This window comes from Actinoalloteichus spitiensis RMV-1378 (genome assembly GCF_000239155.1).
Taxonomy (GTDB): Bacteria; Actinomycetota; Actinomycetes; order Mycobacteriales; family Pseudonocardiaceae; genus Actinoalloteichus_B; species Actinoalloteichus_B spitiensis.
Genome location: NZ_AGVX02000194.1, coordinates 1 through 12,018, shown reverse-complemented (window position 1 = coordinate 12,018; position 12,018 = coordinate 1). Strand labels below are relative to the sequence as shown.

Here is a 12,018-nt window from a genome sequence, read left to right as displayed (position 1 = left end):
GGCGCGCGGGTGCAACGAGTCCCGCCACGGCCCCTCGACGGACACCGCGATCGCCGAGGCCAGTGCGTAGCGACCGGCGGCCTCCTCGTACCGGTTGGCCCGTTCCAGCCGGAGTCCCCAGCCCAGCAGCATCCGGGTGCGGTTGATCAGGTGCACGGAGATGTGGTGCGGTCCCCCGCTGCTGCGGATGTGCTCGTGGGCCCTGGCCATCACCTCGTCGGCGACCTCGTACACCCCGAGTTGGGTGAGCACGAGCGCCACGTCGGACAGCGCGGTCGACAACAGCCGCTGCCAGGTGCGGTGGTCCATCAGCGGATCGGGGCTCAGCTTCTCGTCGAGCATCGCCATGGCGACGGCCGCCTCGGTCAGGGCGGCGTCCTCCTCGCCGAAGGCGAGCGAGGCACGACCCCGCAACGCGTGCGCGTCGGCCTCCAGGGCGAGCAGCCCGTGGCGTCGGGTGTGGACGAGGAGTTCGTCCAGGAGGGGGACGGCGCGGTCCTCGTGGCCCTTCGTCACGAGCCGGACGACGGAGGCCGCGCGCAGCATCTGCGCGATCAGGCTCGGCTCGCCCCTGCGTTGCGCCTCGGCGAGGAGGTCCTCGACCTCGTCGGCGACGTCCAGCCGGACGTTGCGTTCGCTGATCTGGGAGGTGGCGATCAGTTCGTGCGCCCTGGCGACCAGCCACGCGTCAGAGAGCTCCCCGAGGTCGGGTGCCTCCTGCTGACCGGCGGTCTCCTCGTGCAGCTGCGCACACCCCCCACGGCCGCTCGTCCGAACGTCGACCCCGAACCCGCTCGGCAGGGCACTGGCCTCACCGCTCCGCCGCCAGGATTCGAACCTGGACCATCGGAACCAAAATCCGAGGTGCTGCCTTTACACCACGGCGGAATGCCCGACAGCCGTGACCGTCGCGCCAGAACATGGTGACACGTCCCGGCATGACGGGTCATGGTGGCCACCACCATCGTCGTTGTCGAGGGTGCGACCCTACCCGGACGAGCGGGGTCGTGTGCTGGTCACCAGGCCTTCCCCGGCGCGGCGCGGGATTTCCCCCGGGTCCGGCCCGTCGAGGCCGTCGTCCGGTCGTCGGGTGTCACCGCGCGGTCGCTCTCGTCAGGAACTCCCGCACGACCTCCTCGTACCTGTCCCGGTCCTGGTTCCACGACGCCACGTGCTCGGCGCCGGGGAACTCGTGGTACTCGAGGGGCCAGTCGAGGGCGGCGGCCCTCGCCGCCAGTGCCCGCGAGTCGGCGACCGGCACCGTGAGGTCCTCGTCGCCGTGTAACAGCAGCGTGGCCGGCCGCCGATCCGGCGGGTTGGTGAGCAGGTCGAGGTCCGCGAACGACAGTCCCGTCCGCCACCCGGCCACGAGTTCGGCGACCCGGCCGAAGACCTTGGGCATGCCCCGGTTGTCCGCCTCCAGGTCCAGGGTGGAGGACCAGTTCAGGACCGGGGAGTCCAGCACGACGGCATCCACCCGCTCGGCCAACTCCGAGTTCTTCAGCGTCTGCCCCACCAGGGCTCCTCCCATCGAGAAGCCGACCAGCACGATCCGCTCCGCTCCCTCGTCCAGGGCGAACTCCACCGCCGCGACGACATCGCGCCACTCCGAGTGGCCCAGGTGGTAGAGCCCGTCCTCCGAGGCCGGCGCGATCTCGTCGTTGCGGTAACTGATGAGCAGGCCGGGGACGCCCAGTTCCTGGAGCGCGGGCAGCATGCGCAGCCCCTCCGTCCGGTCCGCTCCCCGGCCGTGCACCAGGACGGCCCAGGTGTCCGCCGCGTCCTCGGCGGGCACCAGCCAGGCCGGGGCCTCGCCGAGTTCGGTGGGCACCGCGACCTCCCGGTACTCCAGGCCCAGCTCGCCCGGGTCGCGCCAGCCCTCCCGGTCGAGACGCGCCGGGGTCCCGGCCGCCGGTGGGGTGCCGGCGAGGAGTTCCCGCGCGACCAGGCCGTCGTCGGCCGGGGCGGGGTCGCCGAGCAGGGCGGTGCCCTCCGACCAGAACAGGCCCGTGGTACCCGGCGACCTGGCCGCCGGCGAGTCCGCCAACAGCACGCTGTCCTCGTCCGCTCCGCGCACCACCTCGGGGTAGGTCTCGGCGTAGCGGACGGGGGTGAGCAGCTCCTGCGTGTAGTACCACCCCACCCCGAGCAGGCCGGTCACGCCGAGCACCACCACGACGCCCAGCGAGACCACCAGCACCCGGCGTCGCCGCCCCCGCCCGGAACGCCGGGCACCTCCGGGCCTCCGGGGCGGAGCGGGACGCTCGCCCCCCTCGACGGGAGCGCGGGGGGAGGCGGTCACCGGGCCGGCGGGCGCTTCGGACGTTCCGGCGCCGAGTCGTTCGGCCGGGGGCCGGGCGGTGACGTCGTTCCCGTCCGAAGCGCGCTGCGCGCGCGACGCATCCTCTGGCATCGCAGCATCATGCACCCCCGGACCCCGATCGCCTACCGGTTCCGGGCAGTCGAGCCCCCACTGGCCTCCCGCCGCGACGTAACCTACGCTGGCGTAGGTTACGGTTCCGTAGCCGTAGGTCCGTCCGCCCGAGCTCCGCTCGCGACCAAGGGGTGTGCCGCCGATGACAGCGACCCTCGAACCCACCTCTCCGCCCGGTGAGAACCGCGGACCGAAGCCCCTGCTCCAGGGGGAGCGCTCCACCGCGGCCCAGTTCTCCGTGTACCTGTTCGTCCTGGTCCCGTTCGCCGCGCTGATCGCGGCGGTGCCCCTCGCGTGGGGGTGGGGGCTGAGCTGGGTGGACATCGGGCTGGCCGCCGTCTTCTACGTGATCACCGGGCTCGGGATCACGGTCGGGTACCACCGCCACTTCACCCACGGATCCTTCAAGGCGAACGGCCCGCTGCGGGTCGGTCTCGCCATCGCCGGCAGCATGGCCGTGCAGGGCCCGGTCATCACCTGGGTCGCCGACCACCGCCGCCACCACGCGTACTCGGACAAGGAGGGCGATCCGCACTCGCCCTGGCTGTTCGGCTCCTCCCCGGCCGCGCTGGCCAAGGGCTTCTGGCACGCCCACATGGGGTGGCTGTTCGAGTCCGGGATCACCAACGCGGACCGCTTCGCCCCTGACCTGGTCGCCGAACGGCGCATCGTGCGGGTGCAGAAGCTCTTCTGGCTCTGGACCATCATCAGCTTCCTGCTGCCCGCCGTGCTGGGCGCGCTGATCACCTGGTCCTGGTGGGGCGGGGTCACGGCGTTCTTCTGGGCCGGTCTGGTCCGGGTGGCGTTCCTGCACCACGTCACGTGGTCGGTGAACTCGATCTGCCACATGATCGGCGAGCGGCCGTTCAAGGCCCGCGACAAGTCCGCGAACTTCTGGCCGCTGGCGATCCTGTCCTTCGGGGAGTCGTGGCACAACCTGCACCACGCCGACCCGACGTGCGCCCGCCACGGCGTCAAGCGGGGGCAGATCGACATCTCCGCCCGGGTCATCTGGTTCTTCGAAAAGGTCGGCTGGGCGACGAAGGTGCGCTGGCCCACGCCGGGGCGGCTCGCCAGGATCAGCGCGAACGAGGAGTGACACCCGCGTCCCCGGCGGACGGGGGCGGGCAAAAACGGCGAACCGGTCACAGGCTCCGCGTCGGGAACCCGGCGCGGAGCCCCCGCTTCTCCGGGCGGATGATCGGCCCTAGGCTCCGGGGGTGGCGGTGCGACGGCGAGAGCGGGGGCAGGCCGTGACGGACGCCAGAACTCGGAAGGTCTCCAAACGGGTTCGGATGACGGGCAAGGAACGGCGGCGGCAACTGCTGGACATCGGCCGCTCGTTGTTCGCCGAACGCGGTTTCGAGGCCGCCTCGATCGAGGAGATCGCGCACCGCGCCGGGGTGAGCAAACCCGTGGTGTACGAGCACTTCGGGGGCAAGGAGGGCATCTACGCGGTCGTGGTCGACCGCGAGATGGAGGTCCTGCTCGACCGGATCATCTCCGCGTTGTCCGCCGGACATCCCCGGGAGCTGCTCGAACAGGCCGCGCGGGCGCTCCTGGACTACATCGAGGACTCCACGGACGGGTTCCGGATCCTTGTCCGGGACTCCCCGGTGGCCAGCGCCACCGGCACCTTCTCCAGCCTGCTCAACGACATCGCCAGCCAGGTCGAGAACATCTTCGGCCAGCAGTTCGCCGCTCGCGGGTACGACCCGGCGTTGGCCGCCCTGTACAGCCAGGCCCTGGTCGGCATGGTCGCGTTGACCGGGCAGTGGTGGTTGGAGGTGCAGCGGCCCCCCAAGGAGGAGGTGGCCGCGCACCTGGTCAACCTGGCGTGGAACGGGCTGTCCCACCTGGAGCTGCACCCGTCGATGCGCACCGCCGACCACCCCGCTCCGGCCGAGCGCTGAGCACACCGGGCCCGGGAGGTCCGCCCGCGCGGGGCGCCTCACGGCGTTCCCGGCCGGCGCGAACCAACAGCGCCGGCCGAGCGCGCCGTCCCGCACCCGGCCGAGCGCACCCCGGGTTCCCGATCCCGGCGGCGCTCGGAGCTCCTGCCTCCCGGCGCGCGCCCCACCGCCTCCCCTGCTCCGGGCGGGGAGTGGACCAGGAACACCCCCGACGGGCCGGCCGGCGGTCCTGGCGCCGCCTCGGGCGGTCCACACCGGGGCGCTCAGGCCGGGCTGACCCGCAACACCTGGTCGTCCTCGCCGTTGGAGGTGGTGAGGTAGAGGGCGCCGTCCGGGCCGAGCTCCGCCGCCCGCAGCCGCCCGTGGGTGCCGTCCAGCTCCGGCGGGACGCTCATGCCGGTCACCGCCCCGGCCTCGTCCAGTTCGAACAGCAGCAGCTTGCTGCCCCGCAGGGCGGTCACCGCCAGCATGCCGTCGAAGGGCCCCCACCTCTCCCCGGTGAGGAACACCGCGTCGCACAGCGCCTCCGTCGTCGATCCACTGCTCCACGCGGCGGGCACCGCATCGGGGAAGCGTTCCCGGTCGGTCATGGGGACGCTCTCGTCGTAGTCCTCCGTCGCGCCGCCCCGCGAGGGGTCCCACCCGTAGTTCGCCCCCGGTTCGAGGAGGTTCACCTCGTCGTCGACGTCCGGACCGTGTTCGGCGACCAGGACCTGGTCTCCGCCCGGCCTCGGAGCCACGCCCTGCACGTTGCGGTGCCCGTAGGTGAGGACGAGCCGCCGCGCCGCGTCCTCGGCCTCGGCGAACGGGTTGCCCTCGGCGGGGCCTCCGCTCGCCGGGTCGAGGCGCAACACCTTGCCTCCGAGGCTGGTCAGGTCCTGGGAGGTGTCGGGCCGGGCGGCGTCGCCGGTCCCGACCAGCAGCGCGCCGGTGCCGTCCAGGGCGAGCCGGCACCCCGAGTGCCGGCCGCTGTCGTTGACCGGCAGGCCCTGGAGCAACGGGTCGACCACCCGGTCGGCGCTGCCGCCGTCGGGGGCGAGCCGCCAGGTCACCAGGCGCACGTCCACCGGCGTGCCGTCCGCGTCCTGGTGGGTCTGGCAGGTGGTGAACCGCCTCGTCTCGGCGAAGTCCTCGTGCACCACCAGGTCCATCAGCCCGCCCTCGCCCTCGACGAACACGTCGGAGAGGTCGGCGGCCACTTCGGTGGTCGTGGCCCCAGGCTCGGTACCGGACACCAGGGTCAACCGGCCGGGGCGTTCGGTCACGAGCAGGTCGCCCTCGGGGAGGAAACCCACTCCCCACCCGTGCTCCAGCCCGCCGGCGACCTCCCGCACCTCCAGGCCGGCCGGGGGTGGCCCGCTCGGCGGCGGCGAACCGTCCGGCCGGTGGCCCGTGGCGTCCTCACCACCACAGGCGGTGAGGACCAGGAGCGTCCCGGCTCCCAACACCCCGACGCCGACCCGGACGTTCCTCGCGAGGATCCCCATCACCCCAGACTGCGCACACCATGCTCCCCGGTAAACCCCGACCGGGAGGTTCTTCACCCGGAAGATCGAACGAACGTGGCCGCCACCGGCGGGGGCCGGTGGGTGCGGAGGACCGCACCGTGACCGGCGCCCCGCCCGTCGCCGGCCGCGCCCACCGGTCGTACGCTGTCCAGGAGACCCCTCCCGGGCGTGACTCGTCCCGGGCAGGGGTGTGTTCTGCGTTGCCGAGGGGATGTGCGCCGTGCCCGGTCCACTCGCTGGCCTGCTCACCACCATCCTGGCCGACGCCGGGTTCCGGGACGTCGTCCAGTCCGCCGGCACACCGGCGTTGCGCCTCCAGGGGCCGGCCGCCCTGCGGCCGCTGGTCGCGGGAGCGCTGGCCGCCGACGACGGCGCCAAACGGCCGGTCCTGCTGGTCACCACCACCGGCCGGGAGGCCGAGGAGAGCGCGGCGGTGCTCTCCGACCTGCTCGGCGCCGAGTCCGTGGCGCACCTGCCGTCCTGGGAGACCCTGCCGCACGAACGGCTGTCCCCCCGGGCCGACACCGTCGGGGCCCGGCTGGCCATCCTCCGCAGGCTCGCCCATCCCGAGGAGTCCTCGGCCGGCGCGCTGAGGGTGGTGGTGGCGACGGTCCGCAGCCTCATCCAGCCGTTGGCGCCCAACCTCGGTGAACTGCGCCCCGTCCGGCTCCGGGTAGGGGAGGACCACGACTTCGAGGAACAACTGGTCGCCCTGGCTGGCCTCGCCTACAGCCGGGTCGACATGGTCGAGAAGCGCGGCGAGTTCGCCGTGCGGGGCGGCATCCTCGACGTGTTCCCCCCCACCGAGGAACACCCGCTGCGGGTCGAGTTCTGGGGCGACGAGGTCAGCGAGATCCGCCCGTTCTCCGTCGCCGACCAGCGTTCGCTGCCAGAGCAGCGCCCCGAGCTCACCGCGCCGCCCTGCCGGGAACTGCTGATCACCGAGTCCGTCCGCCAGCGGGCCGCCGCGCTCGCCGAGGAACACCGGGGCGACGCCGATCTCGCCGAGATGTTGGAGAAGATCTCCGGCGGCGTGCCCTGCGAGGGCATGGAGGCCCTCATCCCCGCGCTGTGCGAGGGCGAGCTCCAGCTGCTGCCGGACCTGTTCCCCCCGGACACCCACGTCGTGCTGGCGGACCCGGAGAAGATCCGCTCCCGCGCCGCCGACCTGGTGCGCACCGGGCAGGAGTTCCTGGAGGCCTCCTGGAACGCGGCCGGCGCGGGCGGCACGGCCCCCATCGACCTCGGTGCGTCCGCCTACCGGGACCTCACCGAGATCGCCGAGCGCACCCGGGAGTCCGGACGTCCCTGGTGGACGTTGTCCCAGCTGCGGGTCGACGAGGAACTGGAGAGCGCCTACAGCGGCGTCGACCCGGTCGAGGAGGGCCGACCGCTCCGGCTAGACATCCGCCCGGTCGACTCCTACCGGGGTGAGCTGGACCGCGCGTTCGCCGACCTGCGGGCCCACGCCACAGCGGGCGGCGCCGCCGTCCTGACCTTCCCCGGCACGGGCACCGCGCAGCGGGCGGCCGCGCAACTGCGGGAGGCGGAGGTCCCGGTGCGGCTGGCCGTGGATGGGCTGCCCGAACCACCCGCCCCCGGCGTCGTGACGGTGACCAGGGCGTCGTTCGAGGACGGGTTCGTCACCGGCGAGAACGGCCTGGTGCTGCTCACCGAGGCCGACCTCACCGGAGGTCGGGGCGGCACCTCCACCCGCGACATGCGCCGGATGCCCTCCCGCCGCCGCAACGCCGTCGACCCGCTGGCGCTCAAACCCGGCGACCACGTGGTCCACGAGAAGCACGGCATCGGCCGCTACGTCCAGATGTCCCAGCGCACCGTGGCCGGCGCCACCCGCGAGTACCTGGTGCTCGAGTACGCCTCCAGCAAACGCGGCCAACCCGGCGACCGGCTGTTCGTGCCCACCGACCAGCTCGACGAGGTCTCCCGGTACGTCGGCGGCGAGCTGCCGACCCTGAACAAGCTCGGCGGTTCCGACTGGGCCAAGACCAAGAGCCGGGCCCGCAAGGCCGTCCGGGAGATCGCCGCCGAGCTCGTCCAGCTCTACGCGGCCAGGCAGTCCGCCCCCGGGTACGCCTTCAACGAGGACACCCCGTGGCAACGGGAGCTGGAGGACGCCTTCCCCTACACCGAGACGCCCGACCAGCTCGCCGCCATCGACGAGGTCAAGCAGGACATGCGCCGCCCGGTGCCGATGGACCGGGTGATCTGCGGGGACGTCGGCTACGGCAAGACCGAGATCGCCGTGCGCGCCGCCTTCAAGGCCGTGCAGGACGGCAAGCAGGTCGTCGTGCTGGTGCCCACGACTCTGCTCGCCCAGCAGCACCTGAACACGTTCGTGGAACGGATGCGGTCCTTCCCGGTGACCATCAAGGGCTTGTCCCGGTTCACCGACGCCCTGGACTCCGAGCAGGTCATCGCCGGGCTCGCCGACGGATCGGTGGACATCGTCATCGGCACCCACCGGCTCCTCCAGACCGGTATCCGCTACCGGGACCTCGGACTGGTGATCGTCGACGAGGAGCAGCGCTTCGGCGTCGAGCACAAGGAGCACATCAAGGCCCTGCGCACCCACGTCGACGTGCTCACGATGTCGGCCACGCCGATCCCCAGGACCCTGGAGATGAGCCTGGCCGGTATCCGGGAGATGTCGACCATCCTGACCCCGCCGGAGGAGCGCCATCCGGTGCTCACCTACGTCGGCCACTACGACGACAAGCAGGTCGGGGCGGCGATCCGCCGCGAGCTGCTGCGGGAGGGGCAGGTCTTCTACGTCCACAACCGGGTCTCCACCATCGAGAAGGCCGCCCGGCGCATCCGGGAACTGGTGCCCGAGGCACGGGTGGTGACCGCGCACGGGCAGATGGGCGAGGACCGGCTCGAGAAGATCATCAACGGTTTCTGGGAACGCGAGTACGACGTCCTGGTCTGCACCACCATCGTCGAGACCGGGCTCGACATCTCGAACGCCAACACCCTGCTGGTGGAGCGGGGCGACCTGCTCGGGCTGTCCCAGCTGCACCAGTTGCGCGGGCGGGTCGGCCGGGGCCGGGAACGCGGCTACGCGTACTTCCTCTACCCGCCCGAGCAGGCGCTGACCGAGACCGCCCACGACCGGCTGGCGACCATCGCGCAGAACTCGGAGCTGGGGTCGGGGATGGCGGTGGCCACCAAGGACCTGGAGATCCGGGGTGCCGGCAACATCCTGGGCGCGGAACAGTCGGGGCACATCGCCGGTGTCGGCTTCGACCTGTACGTGCGGCTGGTCGGCGAGGCGGTGGCCGCGTTCCGGCGCGGTTCGGGCCTCGACGGCTCGGGGGAGGAGGAACCGGAGCTGCCCGAGGTGCGGATCGACCTGCCGGTGACCGCCCACCTGCCGCACGACTACGTGCCGGGTGAACGGCTGCGCCTGGAGGCCTACCGCAAGATCGCCGAGGCGCCCGACGCGGAGGCCCTGGACGCGGTGCGCGCCGAACTGGTCGACCGCTACGGGCAGCCACCGGTCGAGGTGGAGCACCTGATGGCGGTCGCGGCGTTCCGCCAGCTCTGCCGGGAACGGGGGGTCTCGGAGGTGACGCTCCAGGGCAACTCGGTCCGGTTCGCGCCGATGGAACTGCGGGACTCGCAGCTCGTCCGGCTCCGGCGACTGCACCCGAAGGCCACCCACAAGCCGGCGGTGCGCACCGTGTCGGTGCCCCGGCCCACCGAGGGGCCGGCCGGCGGCCGGCTGGGCGCGCCCCCGCTGCGGGACCTGCCGCTGCTCGCCTGGTGCGAGCAGTTCCTGACCTCGATGACCGAACCGCGCACCGCCCCCTCCACCACCGGGACGTCCTGACACCAGCCGCCGGCGGTGCGCGGGTCGGCCGGTGGTGGCCAGTCCTCTCACCCCGGGAAGCGGAGTGATGACGGAACGGGACGAGGAACTACGATCAGCTGGCTAACCGGATGCCGACCGTTCGTGAGAAGGTGTCGCCCGTGAGGACTACGCGCCGTTCCCTTCGTCCGACCGTCGCCGCGCTGGCCGCCGCCGGGGTGCTCCTCGCGGGCTGCGGTTCGGACCCGAGCCAGGTCCGGGCCGCCGCGATCGTCGGCGACACGGTCATCTCACTCGAGCACGTGCAGGACCGGCTGGACTCGATCTTCGAACGGGACCCGGAGGTCCGCCGCCAGTTGGCCTCCACCGGCCAGATCGGCGAGGTCGGCAGGAACATCGTCACCCTCTCGGTGCAGCACGAGCTGATCAACGAGGTCGCCAGGCGGGAGGGGCTGACCGTCGACCAGGCCGAGGTCGACGAGCTCATCGAACAGCGGGGCGGCGCCGAGGCGGCCTCCGAGGGCACCGTCTACGACGCCTCCAACTTCCGGGAGCGGGTCGCCGACCAGCTGCTCATGCTGGAGCTCGGCCGCAAGTACTTCGACGGCATCGAGGTGGTCTTCGACTACACCCAGGCCGTCACCCGGGAGGACGCCCTGGAGAAGGCGGAGCGGTTGGCCGCCGACCCCGCCAGCATCGAGGAGATGGTCGCCGAGGACGCGGCGAGCGGCCTGCCCGGGCAGCTCGACCAGCGCACGACCGCGGCGGAGCAGCCGCAGCTGGCCGGTCAACCGCTGTTCGGCGCGGTCCCGGGGACCGTGGTGGCGTTCCCCTTCGACAACCAGGGCGGGCAGTGGATGGTCGCCCTGGTCAAGGAACGCAACCTCGACGCCGCGACCGGTGACCCCGGCCTCGCCGACTCGGTCGACCCGCAGACGCTCCAGTACTTCGGCTCCCGGCTGATGGCCCCGGTCGCCGACGAACTGGACATCAGGGTGAACCCGCGTTACGGCGTGTGGGACCCGGTGAGCCTGGGGGTGGCACCCAACGCCGACGAGGTCGCCGGCGTCCAGATCCCCCCGCGCGGGGGGACGGCGTCCGCCGACCAGTGATCAGCGGTGGCCCTGGCCGCGAACGGGTTCCCGCGCGACGATGAACCGGTCGACGAGGTGACCGGGTGGCCGGGTAGCCGGAGACCACGACCCGGAGGGGGCGACGAGGTGGCCGAGGAGAACACGGGCAGGCGGGCTGCCCCGACGCTGTCCGAGGGCTGCGCTGTGCTGGTGGTGGAGGACCTGCCCGAACCGGGTGTCCCGGTCGCGGCCCTGCCCCTGGTGCGCGCCGCCCGCCACGTCCTCCTCGACCCGGACGTTCCCGCCTGGCTGGCCAGGGCGTTGGGCGGCGAGCCCACGCCCGAGCCGGCGGCACTGCTGGACCTGGCCACCCGCGAACCCGTCCTGCTCGTGGTGGTCGACCCCGCCAGCCCCGGTGCCTCGACGCTGTTGGAGGCCGGCGCCGCCGAGGTGCGCGGCGCGGGGGAGACGGCCGACCCGGACGCCTCCCCCGCCTGGAGCGGCGGTGGCGCCGGGCCGGGAGCGGCCCTGCTGGAGGCGGTCGCGGTGATGGACCGGCTGCGCTCCCCGGGGGGGTGCCCGTGGGACGCGGAGCAGACGCACGAGACGTTGCGCCAGTACCTCGTGGAGGAGACCTACGAGCTGCTGGAGGCGATCGAGGACCGCGACCGGGACGCGCTGCGCGAGGAACTCGGCGATGTCCTGTTGCAGGTGCTGTTCCACGCCAGGATCGCCGCCGAGGACCCGGACGCCCCCTTCGACATCGACGCGGTGGCGGCCGGCCTGGTGACCAAGCTCGTCGGGCGCCATCCGCACGTCTTCGGCGCCGAGTCCGCCGACCCGTCCTCGTCCCCGGCGGACGCCGTCGCGCAACAGGCGCGGTGGGAGGAGCTGAAGCAGGTCGAGAAGCAACGGGAGTCCGCCGTCGACGGCGTGGCCTTCGGCCAGCCCGCCGTGGCGCTGGCGGCGAAGATCGCCTCGCGTGCGGTCAAGGCGGGGGTTCCCGCCGAGTTCTTCCCGGCGGGCCCCGGCGCGGGGGAGCGGCTGTTCGCCGTGGCCGCCGAGGAGCGCCGCGCGGGCGGTGAACCCGAGAGCGAGCTCCGGGCGGTCGCCCGCGCCTTCGCCGGCCGGATCCGCGCCGCCGAGCGGGCCGCGCGGTCCGTCGGCCTCGACCCGCACCGGCTGGGCCCGGCCGACTGGGCGAGGTTCTGGCCCTCGGAGTGATCGACGCGCGGGTGTGGCGGCCGCCTCCAGC

Annotated in this window: 8 protein-coding genes and 1 tRNA gene; 5 read left to right on the top strand and 4 right to left on the bottom strand. The window is 73.0% G+C overall.

Going from position 1 to position 12,018, the window contains the following annotated elements; translation table 11 throughout:
- From ACTIDRAF_RS32720 to ACTIDRAF_RS28075, 3 genes are all read right to left on the bottom strand, one after another.
- Nucleotides 1-546: tetratricopeptide repeat protein (locus ACTIDRAF_RS32720; RefSeq protein WP_026065947.1), on the bottom strand; the 546-nt coding region annotated here is incomplete at its 3' end.
- Nucleotides 547-817: 271 nt separating this feature from the next.
- Nucleotides 818-888 (bottom strand) — tRNA-Gln (locus ACTIDRAF_RS0209965).
- Nucleotides 889-1,093: 205 nt separating this feature from the next.
- A complete protein-coding gene (locus tag ACTIDRAF_RS28075; protein ID WP_083886208.1) occupies nucleotides 1,094-2,413 on the bottom strand; it encodes an alpha/beta hydrolase family protein in 1,320 nt (439 codons plus the stop codon).
- A gap of 163 nt (nucleotides 2,414-2,576) precedes the next feature.
- Between ACTIDRAF_RS28075 and ACTIDRAF_RS0209955 the strand changes: the two genes are divergently transcribed.
- Nucleotides 2,577-3,533 carry an acyl-CoA desaturase gene (locus tag ACTIDRAF_RS0209955; protein WP_016698592.1) on the top strand — a complete coding sequence of 319 codons (957 nt, stop codon included), beginning with the start codon at nucleotides 2,577-2,579 and terminating at the stop codon, nucleotides 3,531-3,533.
- Nucleotides 3,534-3,729: 196 nt separating this feature from the next.
- Nucleotides 3,730-4,347: a TetR/AcrR family transcriptional regulator gene (locus ACTIDRAF_RS0209950; protein WP_016698591.1), complete on the top strand. Its 618-nt coding sequence runs from the start codon at nucleotides 3,730-3,732 to the stop codon at nucleotides 4,345-4,347.
- Nucleotides 4,348-4,610: 263 nt separating this feature from the next.
- On the opposite strand, the gene ACTIDRAF_RS0209945 is transcribed toward ACTIDRAF_RS0209950, so the two are convergent.
- Nucleotides 4,611-5,834 carry a PQQ-dependent sugar dehydrogenase gene (locus tag ACTIDRAF_RS0209945; RefSeq protein ID WP_016698590.1) on the bottom strand — a complete coding sequence of 408 codons (1,224 nt, stop codon included), beginning with the start codon at nucleotides 5,832-5,834 and terminating at the stop codon, nucleotides 4,611-4,613.
- Between the two features lie 232 nt (nucleotides 5,835-6,066).
- On the opposite strand from ACTIDRAF_RS0209945, the gene mfd reads away from it, so the two are divergent.
- The 3 genes from mfd (at nucleotide 6,067) to ACTIDRAF_RS0209930 (ending at nucleotide 11,987) form a co-directional block, all read left to right on the top strand.
- Nucleotides 6,067-9,711, top strand: a complete 3,645-nt coding sequence (mfd, locus tag ACTIDRAF_RS0209940) for a transcription-repair coupling factor (RefSeq protein WP_016698589.1) — start codon at nucleotides 6,067-6,069, stop codon at nucleotides 9,709-9,711.
- 140 nt (nucleotides 9,712-9,851) lie between these two features.
- A complete protein-coding gene (locus ACTIDRAF_RS0209935; protein ID WP_026065946.1) occupies nucleotides 9,852-10,802 on the top strand; it encodes a SurA N-terminal domain-containing protein in 951 nt (316 codons plus the stop codon).
- A gap of 108 nt (nucleotides 10,803-10,910) precedes the next feature.
- Nucleotides 10,911-11,987: a nucleoside triphosphate pyrophosphohydrolase gene (locus ACTIDRAF_RS0209930; protein ID WP_245533491.1), complete on the top strand. Its 1,077-nt coding sequence runs from the start codon at nucleotides 10,911-10,913 to the stop codon at nucleotides 11,985-11,987.
- The last annotated feature ends 31 nt before the right edge of the window (nucleotides 11,988-12,018 follow it).

Bases quoted from the DNA above. Each gene is read 5' to 3' on its own strand.
- ACTIDRAF_RS0209945 (WP_016698590.1), bottom strand. From the start codon at position 5,834: ATGGGGATCCTCGCGAGGAACGTCCGGGTCGGCGTCGGGGTGTTGGGA.
- mfd (WP_016698589.1), top strand. From the start codon at position 6,067: ATGTGCGCCGTGCCCGGTCCACTCGCTGGCCTGCTCACCACCATCCTG.
- ACTIDRAF_RS0209950 (WP_016698591.1), top strand. From the start codon at position 3,730: ATGACGGGCAAGGAACGGCGGCGGCAACTGCTGGACATCGGCCGCTCG.
- ACTIDRAF_RS28075 (WP_083886208.1), bottom strand. From the start codon at position 2,413: ATGCCAGAGGATGCGTCGCGCGCGCAGCGCGCTTCGGACGGGAACGAC.
- ACTIDRAF_RS0209955 (WP_016698592.1), top strand. From the start codon at position 2,577: ATGACAGCGACCCTCGAACCCACCTCTCCGCCCGGTGAGAACCGCGGA.